The sequence below is a fragment of the Microbulbifer mixtoriginis (SeqCode) genome (assembly GCF_052466865.1).
Window position 1 is genome coordinate 4221431 of the sequence record NZ_CP174293.1, and the last position, 17526, is coordinate 4238956.

General features: G+C 50.9%; 12 protein-coding genes and 3 tRNA genes. 4 read left to right on the plus strand and 11 right to left on the minus strand.

The genetic code is table 11. From position 1 onward, the window contains the following. Position 1: 1 nt before the first annotated feature. From rbfA to ubiM, 8 genes are all read right to left on the minus strand, one after another. Positions 2-397 (minus strand): 30S ribosome-binding factor RbfA, encoded by a 396-nt coding sequence (rbfA, locus tag ACJJJA_RS19045; RefSeq protein WP_252083176.1) that lies wholly within the window; start codon positions 395-397, stop codon positions 2-4. Between the two features lie 90 nt (positions 398-487). After that, positions 488-3349 (minus strand): translation initiation factor IF-2, encoded by a 2862-nt coding sequence (gene infB / locus ACJJJA_RS19050; protein ID WP_444903061.1) that lies wholly within the window; start codon positions 3347-3349, stop codon positions 488-490. A gap of 64 nt (positions 3350-3413) precedes the next feature. Then, entirely contained in the window at positions 3414-4916 is a 1503-nt protein-coding gene (gene nusA, locus ACJJJA_RS19055; protein WP_444883899.1) for a transcription termination factor NusA, read from the minus strand. A gap of 42 nt (positions 4917-4958) precedes the next feature. After that, positions 4959-5423, minus strand: coding sequence for a ribosome maturation factor RimP (gene rimP, locus ACJJJA_RS19060; RefSeq protein WP_252083179.1), 465 nt, complete (start codon positions 5421-5423; stop codon positions 4959-4961). Between the two features lie 136 nt (positions 5424-5559). Next, positions 5560-5636 (minus strand) — tRNA-Met (locus ACJJJA_RS19065). A 41-nt stretch (positions 5637-5677) separates the two neighbouring features. Next, positions 5678-5754, minus strand: a tRNA-Met gene (locus ACJJJA_RS19070). 39 nt (positions 5755-5793) lie between these two features. Continuing rightward, positions 5794-5870 (minus strand) — tRNA-Met (locus tag ACJJJA_RS19075). 274 nt (positions 5871-6144) lie between these two features. Beyond that, entirely contained in the window at positions 6145-7311 is a 1167-nt protein-coding gene (gene ubiM, locus ACJJJA_RS19080) for a 5-demethoxyubiquinol-8 5-hydroxylase UbiM (protein ID WP_444903062.1), read from the minus strand. Between the two features lie 169 nt (positions 7312-7480). Between ubiM and ACJJJA_RS19085 the strand changes: the two genes are divergently transcribed. Further along, positions 7481-8287, plus strand: coding sequence for a PhzF family protein (locus tag ACJJJA_RS19085; RefSeq protein ID WP_444903063.1), 807 nt, complete (start codon positions 7481-7483; stop codon positions 8285-8287). Between the two features lie 75 nt (positions 8288-8362). Beyond that, positions 8363-8785: a GFA family protein gene (locus ACJJJA_RS19090; protein WP_444883896.1), complete on the plus strand. Its 423-nt coding sequence runs from the start codon at positions 8363-8365 to the stop codon at positions 8783-8785. Positions 8786-8845: 60 nt separating this feature from the next. Here ACJJJA_RS19090 and ACJJJA_RS19095 read toward each other — a convergent pair whose 3' ends face one another. Both ACJJJA_RS19095 and ACJJJA_RS19100 read right to left on the minus strand, forming a co-directional pair. Further along, positions 8846-10006 (minus strand): NnrS family protein, encoded by a 1161-nt coding sequence (locus ACJJJA_RS19095; protein WP_444887096.1) that lies wholly within the window; start codon positions 10004-10006, stop codon positions 8846-8848. A 522-nt stretch (positions 10007-10528) separates the two neighbouring features. Continuing rightward, positions 10529-11914 carry an MFS transporter gene (locus ACJJJA_RS19100; protein ID WP_444903064.1) on the minus strand — a complete coding sequence of 462 codons (1386 nt, stop codon included), beginning with the start codon at positions 11912-11914 and terminating at the stop codon, positions 10529-10531. A gap of 926 nt (positions 11915-12840) precedes the next feature. Between ACJJJA_RS19100 and ACJJJA_RS19105 the strand changes: the two genes are divergently transcribed. Further along, positions 12841-13236: a nuclear transport factor 2 family protein gene (locus tag ACJJJA_RS19105; RefSeq protein WP_444903065.1), complete on the plus strand. Its 396-nt coding sequence runs from the start codon at positions 12841-12843 to the stop codon at positions 13234-13236. 150 nt (positions 13237-13386) lie between these two features. Here ACJJJA_RS19105 and ACJJJA_RS19110 read toward each other — a convergent pair whose 3' ends face one another. Further along, positions 13387-15777, minus strand: coding sequence for a chitinase (locus ACJJJA_RS19110; RefSeq protein ID WP_444903066.1), 2391 nt, complete (start codon positions 15775-15777; stop codon positions 13387-13389). Positions 15778-17004: 1227 nt separating this feature from the next. Between ACJJJA_RS19110 and ACJJJA_RS19115 the strand changes: the two genes are divergently transcribed. Next, positions 17005-17466, plus strand: a complete 462-nt coding sequence (locus ACJJJA_RS19115) for a helix-turn-helix domain-containing protein (protein WP_444889508.1) — start codon at positions 17005-17007, stop codon at positions 17464-17466. Positions 17467-17526 lie beyond the last annotated feature (60 nt).

Consider the following 17526-nt stretch of genomic DNA (forward strand, 5'->3'; position numbering starts at 1 on the left):
ATCAATCTTCGTTAGAGTCGCTGTCGTCTTGGTGCTTGCGATCGGCGCGCACCGCCTTGTCGATCAGAGCGGAGAGCTCCTGGCCGCGCACCGAGGTCTCGTCGTAGCGGAAATACAGACGCGGGATGGTGCGTATCTGGATGGCGCGCGCCAACTGGCTGCGCAGAAAACCTGCGGCCTTGTTAAGCACTTCCATCGAGGTATTGATCTTACTGCGGTCGTCCTCACCCACAAAGGTGACAAACACTTTTGCGGTGGTCAGATCACGGCTGACTTCAACATCGTTGATATTGACCATGCCCAGACGCGGGTCGCGCACTTCCTGCTGAATCAGCTGGGCCAGTTCGCGACGCATAGCATCGGCGACGCGGTCGGCGCGTTGGAATTCTCTTGCCATTGTTTACCTATTGAGAATGGCGGTTTAAAGACAGGAAAACCCGCACGGCCAAAGCCGCGCGGGTTTTCCTTCACCAGGTGCCGGAACGCTTTACAGTTCGCGGGCAACCTTGACGATATCGTAAACTTCGATCTGGTCACCGGACTTAACGTCGTTGTAGTCCTTCACCCCGATACCACACTCCATACCGTTGCGCACATCCTGCACATCGTCTTTGAAGCGGCGCAGGGATTCCAGCTCGCCCTGGTAGATTACAACGTTGTCGCGCAGCACGCGGATCGGCTTGTTGCGGTAAACGGTACCCTCGGTAACCATACAACCGGCAATCGCGCCAAACTTCGGTGAGCGGAATACATCGCGAACCTGGGCAATACCCACAATCTCTTCGCGAACTTCCGGCTCCAGCATACCAGACAGTGCCTGCTTCACTTCGTCGAGCAGGTTGTAGATCACGCTGTAGTAGCGAATCTCTACGCCTTCGGTCTCTGCAGTTTTACGCGCTGCAACATCGGCACGGGTGTTAAAGCCCAGTACGATAGCACCAGAGGTCAGTGCCAGGTTGATATCGTTCTCGGCGATACCACCCACACCACTGGAGACTACATTTACAGAAACCTCTTCGTTACCGATATCCGCCAGTGCACCCAGAATAGCTTCCAGGGAACCACGCACGTCGGCCTTGATGACAACCGGCAGCACCTTGCGCTCGCCAGCTTCCATATCCGCAAACATGTTTTCCAGCTTGGCTGCCTGCTGGCGCTGCATACGATCGCGTCGCTCGCTGTCAGCGCGCTGTTCAGCCACCTCACGGGCCTTGCGCTCATCGGCAACCACCATGAACTCGTCACCGGCATTCGGGGTGGAATCCAGACCCAGCAGCTCTACTGGGGTGGACGGACCAGCTTCCTTCACCTGCTTGCCGTGCTCGTTGGTCATGGCACGTACGCGACCATAGCTCTGACCAGCCAAGATAATGTCGCCGCGCTTCAATTCGCCATTCTGCACCAGCAGGGTAGCAACAACACCGCGGCCTTTTTCCAGGCGGGACTCAATCACAACGCCAGTGGCCGGTACATTTACCTTGGCCTTCAGCTCCAGCATTTCCGCTTGTAGGGACACCGCTTCCAGGAGGTCATCAATACCCTGGCCAGTATGCGCGGATACGTTGATGAACTGGGTATCGCCGCCCCAGTCTTCTGGGATTACGTCTTTTGCGGCCAACTCATTTTTCACGCGATCGGGATCCGCGGCTTCTTTGTCGCACTTGTTCACGGCAACAACCAGCGGTACACCGGCGGCGCGGGCGTGATTCACGGCTTCCTCGGTCTGCGGCATAACGCCATCATCGGCGGCCACTACCAGGATTACCACGTCGGTGGCCTGAGCACCGCGGGCACGCATGGCAGTAAAGGCGGCGTGTCCCGGAGTATCTAGGAACGCGATCTCGCCCTGGCTGGTTTTCACTCGGTAGGCACCGATATGCTGGGTAATACCACCAGCCTCACCAGAAGCCACCTTGGTCTTGCGGATATAGTCGAGCAAAGAGGTTTTACCGTGGTCGACGTGCCCCATTACGGTTACTACCGGTGCGCGGGTAACCTCGGTGCCCTCTTGAGCCTTGGCATGCGCCACCAAGCTGTCTTCCAGCTCGGTCTCGGAGCGCATTACGACTTTGTGGCCCATTTCCTCGATGATCAACTGTGCAGTCTCACGGTCCAGGCTCTGGTTGATGGTAGCCATCTCGCCCATTTTCATCAGGCGCTTGATCAGCTCCCCAGCCTTCACATTCATCTGCTTGGCCAGTTCTGCGACGGTGATGGTATCGCCCAACTGTACTTCGTACACCTGCTTCTCCGTGGGCCGTTTAAACCCATGAGTCGGTTTAATTTTCAGATTCGGACGAGACAGGGAGCGCGTGCTGCGCTTGCTGGCTTCATCTTCCTCAAATACTTCCAGTGCCTGCTCGTACAGAGAGGTTTTGCTGGACTTCTTCGGGCCGGACTTGGAGCGACGACCGCGGCGTTTGCGTGGCTCGTCCTCAGTGCGATCTTCACTTGGAGCTGTTTCCAGCTTGCGACGCAGAGAGGGTTTAACCTCTTCAGCTTTCTCTGCAGGCTTAGCGGGCTTAGTCTTGGCTGCCTGGGCAGCTTTCTCTTTTTTCTCCTGAGCTGCGCGTCGGTCGGCTTCTACTTTCGCCTTCTTCTCTTCTAGCTCGCGCTTCTCTTGCTCAGCCTGCTGCTTGCGACGCTCCATCGCGGCGATACGCATCGCCTCAATATCGTCTACATACGTTGAGCGGATGGGTGCGGCGGGTTGCGCCTTTTTCGCTACATTATCTACGGGTTTACCCTCTGCCTTTTTATCGGCTTTCTGTGCTTCTTTAGCGGCTTCTGCTGCGGCGGCTTCCGCGCGAGCCTTCTCTTCTGCCTCGGCAGCGGCTTTCGCCTCTGCCTCAGCCTTCAAACGTGCTTCCTCTTCCTCAGCAGCGCGACGAGCGGCCTCAGCTTCAGCAGCAGCCTTGGCTTCCGCTGCTGCTTTAGCTTCAGCGGCTGCTTTGGCTTCCGCTTCTGTGATAGCAGTAGCATCCGCACCCTGAAGAGCCTCTTCCACCTCGGCAGCGCTCTCGGTACCAGCTCCTGTTTCAAGCTCAGCCTGTGGACGCTTCACATAAGTGCGCTTCTTGCGCACTTCCACGTTTACAGTTTTACGGCCGGTGCCAGAGCCGGTTTTCAGCGTGGTTGTGGTCTTGCGCTTCAAGGTGATCTTGCGCGGGCTAGCGCCCTGCTCCCCGTGACTGCTTTTCAGGAAACTGAGCAGGACCTGCTTTTCCTCATCTGACACCACTGCATTCGCAGAGGTGTGAGGCAAACCCGCTTCTTTCATCTGCTTGAGCAGACGGTCTTCGGTGGCACCAACCGATTTGGCGAGTTCGCTAACTGTTACTTCGGCCATTCTCTCTCCTAAAAGTCACTTGGTCGGAGGGGGTTACTTATACGTAATACTTATTGCGGTGTGTTTAAGCCTGCTCGCCATCATCGTCGGCAAACCAGGGCTCACGCGCCTTCATAATCAGCGCTGCGGCGCGCTCCTGATCGAGACCCTCGATATCGAGCAGGTCATCCACTGCTTGTTCCGCCAGGTCTTCCATCGTGGAAATACCGCGACTGGCCAGCTGGAAGGCCAGGTGGCGCTCCATACCATCCATATTCAACAGATCTTCCTGGGGCTCAGAAGCATCCAGCTTTTCTTCAGAGGCCAGGGCCTGGGTGAGCAGGGAATCCTTGGCTCGGGCGCGTAACTCTTCGGCGATATCCTCATCGAAGCCCTCGATTCCGAGCATTTCTTCGATGGGCACGTAAGCCACTTCCTCTAGGGAGGTAAAGCCCTCTTCCACCAGTACAGAGGCGACATCTTCATCAATATCCAGGCGATCGATAAACACCTGCATGATGGAGCTAGATTCAGCCTCCTGCTTATTCTGCCACTCGTCGGAACTCATGACATTGATTTGCCACTGAGTCAGCTCTGAAGCCAAGCGAACATTCTGGCCACTGCGGCCGATAGCCATAGCGAGATTTTCCTCAGCTACCGCCACATCCATAGAGCCGGTGTCTTCGTCGACAACGATGGATTCAATTTCCGCCGGCGCCATGGCGTTGATTACAAACTGGGCCGGATTTTCGTCCCACAGCACGATATCCACACGCTCACCAGACAGCTCATTGGAGACTGCCTGAACACGCGCACCGCGCATGCCCACACAAGCACCGACAGGATCGATACGGCCGTCATTGGTGTTTACTGCGATTTTTGCACGCAGGCCGGGATCGCGGGCCGCGCCTTTAATTTCGATTACCTGCTCGGAGATTTCCGGCACTTCAATGCGGAACAATTCGATAATCATTTCCGGGCAGGAGCGGCTCAGCATTAACTGAGGGCCGCGGGCTTCCGGCTGGATTTCCAACAGAATTGCGCGCACACGATCTCCGAGGCGGAAAATTTCGCGGCCAACCAGCTGATCGCGGGGCAGGCGCGCTTCGGCGTTATTCCCCAGGTCTACAGCGATAAAGTCGCGGGTCACCTTCTTCACAGTGCCGCTGACCATCTCTCCGACGCGATCGCGGTACTCGTCTACAACTTTGGCGCGCTCGGCTTCACGTACTTTTTGCACGATAACCTGCTTGGCGGTCTGTGCAGCGATGCGGCCAAATTCTACATTTTCCACCTGCTCGCGGAAAACGTCACCTGCTTTCAGGTCAGCATCTTTTTCGTGAGCTTCTTCCAGGGTGAACTGGGTACCCAGCTCCGCCAGGACTTCATCACCGACTACTTCCCAGCTGCGGAAAGTTTCGTAATCGCCCGAACGACGATCAATGATAACCTCAATGGTTGAATCTTCGTCGTAGCGCTTCTTCGTGGCCGTTGCCAATGCCGCTTCGATGGCCTGGAAAATAATCTCCTGGTCAACGCCCTTCTCGTTGGATACCGCCTCGGCTACCAGCAAGATCTCTTTGTTCATGCAACTGTGCCTCAAAATCGCCTGAGCTCAGGCTCCTACAGGTTACTTGGTAAATTGGGGAATAATATTTGCTTTCTCGATGCTGTCGATCGGCAGCAGGTATTCATTTTCACTGTCCACGCGCAGAACGACTTCATCCCCTTCCACACCGGCCAGCAGGCCGCGCCACTTGCGCTGACCGTCGAGCGGCATACGCAGGCGCACCTCGATTTGGGCACCGGCAAAACGCTCGTACTGCTCCAGCTTATACAGGGGACGGTCTAGTCCTGGGGAGGAGACCTCCAGGGTATATCTACCGCTAATGGGGTCTTCCACATCCAGTACGGCACTGGCCTGGCGACTGACTTTCTCGCAGTCCTCCACACCTATGCCATTTTCAGAATCGATATAGATGCGCAGCAGCGCGTTGCGACCATGGGTCTGATAATCGATCCCCCACAGTTCACACCCCAGCGATGCCACCACCGGCGCCAGAAGTTCTTCCAGCAATTCGCGTTTGCTCGCCATTTACGTCACCACATACAAAAAATGGGCCTGCGGCCCACTTCGAAAATTATCTGCAACTTTTCTTGCAGATACGAAAAAGCCCCTGACGGGGCTTTGACCGCACATTCATGCAGCCAGTATGCATGAATGCAAAATTTGGTAGCGGGGGCAGGATTTGAACCTACGACCTTCGGGTTATGAGCCCGACGAGCTACCAGGCTGCTCCACCCCGCAACAACACATGCGCATCAAAGCTTTTCATAGAAAAGCAAAATTGGTAGCGGGGGCAGGATTTGAACCTACGACCTTCGGGTTATGAGCCCGACGAGCTACCAGGCTGCTCCACCCCGCAACAACAAATGCACATCAAAGTTTTTGCTAAAAGCAAAATTGGTAGCGGGGGCAGGATTTGAACCTACGACCTTCGGGTTATGAGCCCGACGAGCTACCAGGCTGCTCCACCCCGCAACAACTCCGAGAAACAAAGCCTGGTTGACCTTTGTTTCCCTGCGGCGGGACCAGCCCAACCACTCAAGAGGCTGCGCATTCTATGGTTAGCGTCCCCATGAGTCAAGCCACAATTGGCATTTGTTTTCCCCTTCAGTCGGGAACAGCCTCGAATATACCTCGCTGATCAGTATAGAAAAGGAAGAAAATCCCGCAAATACAGCCCACTGCATATGCCGATTCTTACTTCCAATGCCACGGCCCTGTGTGCATTCATCACATCAAGCCTTGCTGTTTAGCGGGTGAGCTGATGCACTATGGCACGCCGTACCGGTGGAAAATGTTCACTGATACGCAATATCGCTCTGCGTAATAATTTCGCTGGCAGTCGATCATCGGTGAAAAGGTCCACAACCCGGTTAGTACCGGTATAAATAGGGTGCGAATCCAAACGGTGCTGAGCCTGATAGCGAGACAATGCAAGGGAGAGCCCCGCCGGCTGATACAGCCGCGTTACATTATGCAATTGGCTAGCCAGAGTATTCGCGCCGGCCAAGCCCAGGTTAAAACCGTGCGCCGTAACTGGGTGCATCCCCACCGCAGCATCTCCCACCAGGGCAAAGCGCTCAGCAAGAAATCGATGGGCATAAACTGCCACCAGCGGGTAACAATGGCGCCTAGTGAAAGCCTCAACAGCCCCAAGAGCCCCAGCGCTCTCTCTCTGTACATGGGCCGCAAATTCCCTATCGCTGTAGGCCATCATTTCCTCGGCACAATTGGCGGATACCGTCACTACCGCCGAACAGGTTTGCGCATCGGACATTGGCAGTAGAGCAAGGGTTGAACCGTAACGAAAACACTCCCGGGCAACGCCACCATGCTCCCGCTCTGTGCGCACCGGACCTAGCACCGCAACCCTGCCGAAGTCGCGCATATCTGCGCCAATCCCAGCCATACGACGAACCTCAGAAAAGCGGCTATCCGCCGCCACCAACAAGGCCGCAGTAACAACCTGCCCCCCTTCAAGCTGTACCAGTCGCCGACTCGTCTCGCAACCTGTGCCAATCACCTTACTATTAGGCAGCAGCTGTATATTGCTATCCTTACGCACCGCTTCATAAAGCACCCGCCGAATTGCAGCATTGGGCACAATAAAGCCCAGTGGACCTCGCCCCCGAGTATCGAAGTCCAGACTAGAGGGGGAATCGCCATCCACCACCTGCGCAGACTGCAGCGAGCTCTGCTCCTCGGGCTTCAGCCGCTGCCAGGCTCCTAGAGACTGCAACAATCTTACGGATTTGTGAGTGAGCGCAATTTCCCGCCCATCGTTCTCTGGACACGCCAGCATTTCATCATCCTGGCGCTCCAGCAACGTTACCCTGCAATCCCGAGCAGCCAGCATAAGCGCCAAAGCCAGACCCGCAGGACCCGCCCCTACAATCGCGACATCTGTGTGCAGCATCCTCCCCCCCCTAGAACATCCCACTTCAATTTCTGCTTGTGATAAATAACTTTTGTTATCTACCGATCGAAGCTCACTGTATGCTGGAGTAACAGCGGAGCAACTGATACAAATCAGAAAACCTCAAGGCAGGCGCAACAAGAGAATAGACACATACAAAGGATCGTATATGCAGGTAGAAATCGATATCGTCGACGCTTTCACCAGCGCCCAATTTGGAGGCAACTCTGCAGGGGTAATCATTACTGAAAAGTGGCTCAGCGAGCCCTTGATGCAATCCATCGCCGCACAAAACAATCTCTCGGAAACAGCATTCCTACTCAAACGCAGCGACAGCGAATATCATATCCGCTGGTTTTCTCCGTTAACCGAAATCGACTTTTGTGGCCACGCCACCCTGGCCTCTGCTTTTGTAGTCTTTCGAAAGCACCCACATTTAAAAGCTTTGGATTTATTTGCCGAGGCAGTCGGTGAGATGCATGTCACTCATAGAGGGGACGGCCTGTTCGCTATGAATTTTCCCTCCCGCACCCCACAGCCATTAGCTAACATTCCCTGTGACCTGCTCGAAGGGCTATCGATCACACCGAGAGAAGTTCTGCGCAACAATCAAGCCTACTTTGCCATTTACGCTGACGAAGAGGATATTCTGCAACTGCAGCAGGACCCCGCCAGGCTGGCAAAACTCGCTCCCTATGATGTGGTAGTCACCGCACAATCTAGGCAATACGATTTTATCTCCAGGTATTTTTGGCCCACCAATGGCGGTGCTGAAGACCCAGTAACCGGCTCCATTCACACCGGACTGGCACCCTACTGGGGAGAAAAACTGGGAAAATCAAACCTGATAGCCTTCCAAGCCTCAAAACGCGGAGGCCTGCTACACTGCCAGCTTGATGGAGAGCGAGTGATCATCTCCGGCAACGCGGTGCCATACCTTAGCGGCGTGATTGATGTAGTCGAAAAGGACAAGTAGTTCTTAGTCACTGCACGATCGTCAGATTTCACGCGCAAAAAATCCTTTGCCACAAAAAAATAAATGGAGAAAAAAATGAATCACAAAGGTTCATGCCTCTGTAATGAAGTCCAGTTCACAGTGGAGGGGGCTTTTGAAAGCTTCTTCCTTTGCCACTGCGACCACTGCCGTAAAGACACTGGTTCCGCCCATGCCGCCAGCCTCTTTTCCACCTCGGCCAAGCTCCACTGGAACCACGGGGAAGAACTCATCAAGGTCTTTAAACTCCCTTCAACCCGACACGTAAAAAGCTTCTGCGGTCAATGCGGATCCGCCCTGCCCTTTGCCGACAAAGAAGCAGGATTACTGGCAGTGCCCGCTGGCAGCCTTAACAGCCCTATAACCATTAGACCCAATGCACATATCTTTATGGCCAGTAAAGCCGATTGGGACAAGGACCTTGGCAAAGTACCAGAACTCGATGGTTTCCCCCAGGTTGATAAAGCCGACACCCCCTGAAAGGAACAACGGTGCCGCTTGCAAATAAGCAAAGCAGCACCTCACAACCTTTTGTAAGTTTTAGCCTGGGTGACCATCTACTCTGGGTTGAAATAGAACTGGGGTGTAGTAAATCAGGAAAAGTGAGTAACCCAGCACCCAGGCAACAATAGCAGCGAGAAAGCCACTGGGAGCCGGCGCCCAGAAAATACGGGCCAGGGCGGATAACGCCAGTGCGGCAAACGCCAACGGCATAAGACGCGGCGCCTGTAAAATACGGCCGGTATGCCCCAAACTCACACGACTGGTCATAGCCAGAATCAAACCACCAATGCCACCCACCGCAAAAGCATGTAGCGCTGGGCTCTGCCAAGCGGGCGCGATTCCACTCCAGGCCAAAGCGGCGAGAAAACAACCCAAAATCACCAACCAATAACTGAGGTGTAGGGACCAAACCATGGGCTCCGCCCAGATCTTGGTGGGATGCCAGCGCAACACTCTTACCAGCTGCAAAACACCCAGGGTAATGGCCAGCAATGCCCAAACTATCTTGGGCAGATCCAAGGCCACACTAAGCAGTAGGAGTACGACCGCAATATGCGTGCCCCATTCCACAATGGGTAACTTCTCACGCGGGCTCAAATGGAAGCGTCGCGCAGTAAAGAAAGGAATAACCCTGCCACCAATCACCAAAATAATCGCCGTCACCAAGAGCAGAGCCATCAACGCCACCCGGCTCTGCGCAGCGGGTAACAACCAGTGGCTGGCCGCCAGTCCAGCAAAGGCCAACATAGCCGGCAGTACAAATAAGTTGCGCCATTGCTTGGTGCGCAGTACACGCGCCCCTAACAAGAATGCAGCCAGCAGGAAGAAAGACACCTCGGCCACGACCGGCATCCACAGAGGCACTGCCGCAAAGAGATATCCCAGGCGTGCCAGCAACCATAAACCCACCAGGCTTATTAGCTGAGTCCCCTTTGGTGAGGGAATTCCGGTCCAGGTTTGCATGGCGGTACCCAAAAAGCCCACCACTACTGCCGCGGCAAAGCCAAACAACATTTCATGGGAATGCCAGGCAACCCCCACACGTAGGGCGGGCAGCTGCCAACCGGACAGAGAGGCCTGCCAGATCAGTAATGCGATCATGCTCCACAGGGCACCACCCCAAAAGAAAGGTCGAAAAGGCATGCGCCAGAAAGGGGCGATGGATTCCGCGCTCGCGCGGTCGACAATGGGTATCACAATCTTTTCTCCTTAAACAAAGGGAGGTTAATTCTCCCGGGGCAGGTATTTGCCTTCACAAGGCTCCATCCACAGTTAACACGCACTGCACAGCGTCATTATCACTGCTTCGAAATCAGCAATTTAAACGCAGGAGCCAAGAAAGGGGTTAGCACCAATAAGTCCCGTTTCTACTCAATGCCCAATGTAATGCCAGCCTGATGATTCATCACGATGTGAATTAACATCTGAGAGTCCATTCTAAGAATTGAGCACTCCGCTTATTTTCCCCCAATCAATCCTATTAGTTAATAGGCAAGGGGCATAGTTTTTAAAATTTATAACCCTATGCAAAAAGCGGGCATTTCCCCATAAAAAAATCAAATAATGATTGACAAAAAAGCAACCTCAGCAAAAAACCGCTAACTTAAAGTTCAACTTTAAGTTAGTAAGCCAACAACTTTATTCAAAGAATCCTCACTGGCTATCGATAAAATTTATAAACACCGAAATATCAACAATTAAACAACTAGGATTTATATTTTACATTTTGTTATCTGCAGGCTTTCCACGTACAAACAGAACACATACCAGCAGCGCCAATAAAGCCAAGTAAGCATTGACCACAAACGCACGATCAATACCTGTGGCTAAACTCGGGGCCAAGGATACTATGGTGGTATTCATTGCCAGCCCTATCGCTCCACCAATAATCTGAAACATAAAAATCAGGGCTGCAGCAAGGCTAGCTCGATCAGGGCCCACTGCAGTAACAGCAGCAGTGGTAATGGTGGGAAAAAATAGACCCAGCCCAATTCCTAGAGAAATTAAGCCAGGTACTAAATGAAAATAACGGGTGTGCTCCAAGAGGTTCGATAACAAAAACATCCCTCCACCAAGAAAGATAGCTGCCGCTGACAAAATCACTTTGGCCCCAAGCATGGCATATAGCCTGCCAGCAACATAGGAAATAATTCCATAAGTAATCATAACCGGCAGCAAGCCGGCACCAGACCAGACAGCGGAGAGTTTTAATTCTTTTATTAAAAATTGTGGTACATAAAGCAACATCGAGACAAAAATCACGGAGAGTAACAGCGTGGTAATGCCCACAGTAAAAAATCGCCCATTTGTTGCCACATCCGCAGGGATGAGTGGGCTTACCCTCGCATGAGCCTCCACCCAGGAAAAAGAACAAAATGTAATAACAGAAACGATAAGCAACCCCAAAACCAAGGAGCTACTCAAGCCCATATCCACAACAAAATCCAGAGCCAGCAAGAGTGTTAATAAAGAAATCGACAGGAAAATAATTCCTGCATAATCCACCTGCTCACCAGATTTTTCTGGACTGTCATCATCAATTACTCGCCAGCTAATCAACATAGCGATAAGCGCAATAGGGAAATTAATAAGAAATATCCAACGCCAACTAAGGAAATCAGTAAGCAAGCCTCCGAGTAGCGGCCCAACCGAATTGGCAAACCCGCAAACTGTCATAATCAAACCACCAGCCTGTCCAGCTCGATCCTCTGGCATAATCTGATAGGTCATTCCAAGAATTGCCGGCCACATCAAGGCCCCACCCACCCCCATCAGCGCCCGGCTGCCCAATAGCATCCAGACATTCACCGCAAAGCCACCCAATAGAGAAAACAGAATAAAAATACTGCTGCCAATAAAAAACAGACGGCGACGCCCAAACATATCAGCCAGGCGACCTCCGGTGACAATCAACACACCGAATACCAGTGCATAACCGTTAATTACCCACTGCATCGTAGAAATATCGACCTGGAAATGTCTCTGCATAGCCGGTATTGCCACAGAGAAAGCTGTAAAGTCATTGGCGATTAGAAAAATCGCAAAGGTTAATGCGATTAGAGCAATGATCTGTTTTTTTGAAAGTGCCTCTTTTGCCGCTACCATAGGTACTCCAGGCTGCCAATAGCTGAATTTATCGGCTCAATCTATTCACAATTTTAGAAGTAAAAAGTTGATCTCAAACTTTAAAGGAGAGGATTCAATTTGACATTTTAAGAACTGGGATCTAATTACTGATAACAAAGTCCTATATTACTGAGAAACTCCCCTTATAAACTGTAGCCACCCAATAGCCTCCTACTTTATTCCCAGGATTTCTACACTTCTCTCTCATACCGCCTTCCCGTTTTATCACCAACACTTACCCATGTAACAAGGTGAGTCCGGAAAGTTACTCTCAGAAATGAATTAGGGTATCTCACGGCACAGTGAGAACGAGGCAGTAGAATTTGGATTTTAATCCTATGCGCCATGAATTTAATTCATCAGGATGAGAATAGTGAAACCCATCCTGATTCAAACTCCGCCATCGACCGGCACCTAGGTAAAGACAAGCAGTAGTGCCATTAACAGTGGTTTGGGAAGGGTTCTATTAAGCTGTTCTGGAACTGATCCGCCACTAAAGCCGATCCAATGCAGTAAACCGACTTCAGCGCCAGGCAGAGGCGGAAAGTAGTCGCCTGCGCTTGAAGTCGGACTTTTACGAGCAAACAAAAAAATAATATATAGATCTCAGTGCCAGCTGTGAATAACATCCAGTGTACACACTGTATCTACAATGGCTCACACTTACGATATAACCCCGCTTACTTAAAGCGATTTACCGTCATAGTGAAAGGTTTAGGCCAGGCTACACTTACAGTCGCACCAGACGAAAGTAATGGAGCTGTTATTCTGCAGTAACCACCCTAGCTGCCTGTTTTACTCACAATTCACAGCCACACCATTTACGATCCCCGTGCGCTATATTCATATCTGCCAGCACTTTATCGAAAACACTATTAATTTTAATCTAGTGGAGAGCTACCGATATGCTCGAACGGAAAACTGTCGAAGAGGTATTCAACGCTCTCCGTACCGACCCCCAACCATTTTTAGAGCGCGTTGCGGACAATGTGCACTGGGTTGTAAAGGGCACCCATGCTATGGCTGGCGAATATTCCTCCAAGAGAGAATTGGTTGAGCGTGCCTTTCATGGAATTGGCAAGGTACTCCAAGGAGGTAAGGTAATGATGGAGGTCAAGCGAATACTAATCGACGGGGACTATGCGGTGGTTGAAATGGAGAGCACCTGCATCGCATTAAATGGTAGAAGGTACAACAATACCTACTGTTGGATTGTTAAATTTGAGAATGGCTTAATTACTGAAGGCACTGCCTATGTGGATTCTGCACTGGTACAGCAGGTCTTGGATGAAAACTCTTAACCCAATTTTTTATTGCCGAAAAACTTGCTTTGGCTTCAGACTGTATAAAAATTATCTGTACAAAGCCCGGTAGCAATGCTTGCTACCGGGCCCACTGATCAGTAAAGAGCCGCATATTTACGGCCCCATATTTTAAGTCGCCACTATTAGTTAGTTTTGGTAATCGATAGTCATATCAAAATTACCCTCTACACATTTAGCGTAATCGCCTTGATTCAGTGCGGAGTAGGCGGTTTGATAGTTCACCAACTGACAAGCAAAACTCTCATTATTGGGATTGTCGGCAGACCAACCCCAATCCTTATCCCAATAGATACTCAGGGAGGCAGCACCACCGGTCTCAAACTGACCCATATTGGCACATCCCAACTCTTCATCCGCAGGAATGTTCACGCCCAAATAGTCGGTGAAACTTTTGTAGTAGTCCATGCGATTCTGAGAGCGAGCGTCCTCTGGACCCTTACTACACTCGATAGCGCCGTTCACAATATTGGTAGTGACACCAAAACCGGAACTCAGGTTATTGGCCCGGTCAACACTATTGGGCTCCCAGGTCCCATCAACCACATGCAACATGCTCGGCTTGGGCGGCTGTGGATACACGAAGAAGAAAATAGCGCTCGCCAAGTTCAACCAGGTATCCGCAACCAGCTCCGGATTTTCCAGCAGTGTATAAATATCACCGTACATAGCCTGAGAGAAAGGCCCGTAGTTATAGTTCCAGCTCAACTGCTTGGCACCGCGGCCAAAATAACTCTTGTAACCGCCATCAGCATTGATGGCACAGGGCCATACATCCGCCGCCCAGCTGCTACTGGATTCGCAGGCGCCATAACCACCGGAAGTTTCCTCAGTCCAACCAATCTCACGAATCCAGTAGAGACCCTGACGCCATTCCGGATCATCCCAGGCCGCCGCATGGGCACCGGCTTCCTGGCCAAAATGGGCAAACATAACTGCCAGCGCTTTACGGCAAATAGCATCGGAATTGCGACCATCGGTGTAGTCACCGCAAAAAGCCGGAAACTTGGCCACTGCGCGCAGGAAATTGGTGTAAGTGTATGCATCAGCCCGCAGGGGGAACAAATAGTCCCAGGTATCCTCAGAAATAATACTCTCAACACGCTGAACATTTGTCGGGTTGGCACTGCGACCGGGTTGAACCGCTTCCACAATCGCGTTACCTCGGGTCTCAACAGTATTTTTCACTTCTTGCAGAAGCGAATCAGTGGTACGGGCACTCTCCTCCGCCTTCAGTTCACTCAAGCCCATGACATGACCACTTGCGGAGGCACAACCCGTTTGATTGATGCTTACCTCTGCAACGTCACTGGCCGCAGAGGAATCGGTAGCCGTCAGCTGGAAGGTGTAGGTCACATTGCTGTAAACCTCAGACAATACCGCCTGAGTGGAGCTGCCCACGTAGTTTGAGAGCTTGATGGAAGGGCCACCTGTCTGGCTCCAGATATAGCGCATACCGCTACCACCGGTAGAGTCAGAACCATCCAGAGTAATGCTGCCGGTACAGCCCACACTATTGGCAGAGGCGGAGATCACCGCATTCACTGCACCACCTGAGTTGCCATTATCATTGGCGTCATCACCGTTACCAGCGTCAATGGCGAGGTTTTGCACTGTAACCTGCGCCTCCTCACTGGTTTCACCATCGCTGACAATCAGACTAAAAACAAAGTTCACATCATAGGTTGTGGCCGGTAGAGTCACAGAAGTCGAGGCGCTTGTCGCTGAGGCAATATCCGCTTCAGGAGCGCTCGGTGAGAGCTGTGCCCAACTATAACTGAGCGCGCCATCACCGCCGGAAGCACTAGCGCTGAGCTGCACCGTACCTCCACCAGTCACTTGTGTTTGTGAAGTAGACAGGTTGAGAGAGATCGGTGTATTGCCGGTATCGCCATTGTTACCGGTATCTCCTCCACTATTACCGCCGTTATTACCGTCAGAGTCTCCGCCGTTTTCGCTTCCATTGTTTTCATCGTTAACGCTACATCCATCGGCCTCTTTGCGAACCCAAGGTGAATCCCAAGTATTTTCCGCTGTCAGTGCATCAGAGGGTAAGTCACTGCCATTTGCCCACCATTGAGCAACAAAAATATCGCCGGAATAGCAAACTTCACTACCCTTGCGATAGCTTTGCCCGGATTGGTAAGCGGCTACGTCACTGGAGCTATCACTACCGGAATTATCTGAACCAGCAGAATTTCCGGAATCAGAATTGTCGTTGTCATTGTGATTATCGGAATGATCACTGTCACTACTATCATCAGAGGCGTCGCAGACTCCTGTTTCTTGCACGATCCAGGGGGAATCCCAGGTGTTCTGCGCAGTCAGGGCCTCAGCTGGACGCTGTTCTGCAGTAGCCCACCACTGCGCTTTAAAAAGATCGCCGCCATAGCAAACTTGGCTACCTCCCCGGTAATGCTGGCCTTCCACATAGTCTTCTGCGGGCTGATCGGCTGCCACAGCCTGGGCACCAATGATCAATGCCGAAGCAATCGCTGTACGAATAAAAAGGTGGCTCATGGAGTCTCCACTATTCATTTTTAGGGTTCTATTCAAAAATGGATGTATGCAAGGAGGTAGTGCAGCACGCTAGTGTTATTACAAGAAGTGCGGGCTAAGATTTTATCGTTAAACTCTATAGTGGGTTTTCAATTTCTAATTATGTGGTCAGAATTTATAAACCATCTGACTTTAGCCCCAGGCATTTAGAGGAATAATATTCCCATCCAATTAGACTCTTATTTCGGCACAGATAAACTGAGCCATATGATACCTTCAACAAATACTTAAAATTTTTCTGCGCTATATAGCCAAAACCCCATACATACACTGCAAATTCGATAGAACCTTCTCAGAATGGTTCCCACCATAAAAAACAATTCTTTACAAAACAGCCACCTCAAAACACACATAAAGTACTAGGAAGCGGAAGCAAATAGGAAAGCTATCCCAAAGCATATCGAAAACACCTCTGCCTAGATTCAACTCAGCCTATCTTAAATAGAAATTTAATTTTTAATAAAACAGACAAATCAATACACAAAAAGCACATAAATATCATTCCATAGATAATCTTTTGCATATTTCTTCCATATTTATATATTTTAGGCTGTCGGCAAATGTAAAAAAACTAAACGAGCCAATGTCATTCTCCAGAGCAATTTCTCTCGTACTTCCAACAATCCAGCTTAACAGCCCTCCTTTTCCCTATGAGTGGGCTAGAGCCTCAATAGAAAATCTCTGGTAAAACTATCAATTCCCATTCAGCCTCAACTCCAGCTTTACAATTGAATCGGCTATCGAACTTATCCCTTCAACCTGCAGCCCAGCTTGAGCCTCATCCGAATTACCCTTAAAGGACAACCAGGATTACCTAGCAACTGTTTCCCCACCATATGAAAAAATAGAAAAAAACATAGAGAAAAAAACTAATAGATCAAAGAGCAAGATATTGGTGCTTATCGCACTCAAGGCATTAAGTCATAATGCCAAGCCTAGCATCAATGACCCCCCGTAATTAGAGCAACCTCTGATGACTCTGAGATTAGCAATCATTAAAATAAAGCAGCATTAAGAAACTTATTTGGAATCTAATCGATATAAAGATAAAGACACGAGCCAATAAGGCATCGGATGTATCACAACTTCTATTTCTCTTCCAGGCTCTACCCACTAAGTAATGAAGGGTTGCCAGCGGGGTCAGTGAAAACTAGGATACAACTTCAAGTCTGCTTGAGGTCAATACAGATGAGTGGTCAACAGGATATAGATATTCGCGAAGTCGCGAAACGCAGTGGGCTTCCCTCCTCTACCCTTAGATATTATGAGGAGAAGGGTCTGATCCAATCTATCAGTAGACGAGGTATTGCCAGAGTCTTCCATATCAGTGTGCTGGAGCAGCTCTCTCTAATAGCTCTGGCACGCTATGCGGGCTTCTCTCTCGATGAGATCGCTAGTTTGTTTACATACAACGGAAAACCCAATATTGATCGGGAGCAATTGCTCGAAAAGGCCGATGCAGTGGATAAGAATATCCGCCGCCTGGAAGCTATGCGCGATGGTTTGAGGCATGTGGCAAATTGCCCAGAGGACAATCAGCTGGAGTGTTCAAACTTCCAAAACCTTGTGAAAAGAGCAATGAAATTACAGCAAGAGCCTAGTGATGACTCTACCGAAACGACTCAGAACAAGCTAAGTCACAGCCAATAATCTGTTGCTCTCTTAAAGATGCCACCCCACTAACCTGTTGAGAAGCTTGTAAACGGTTAA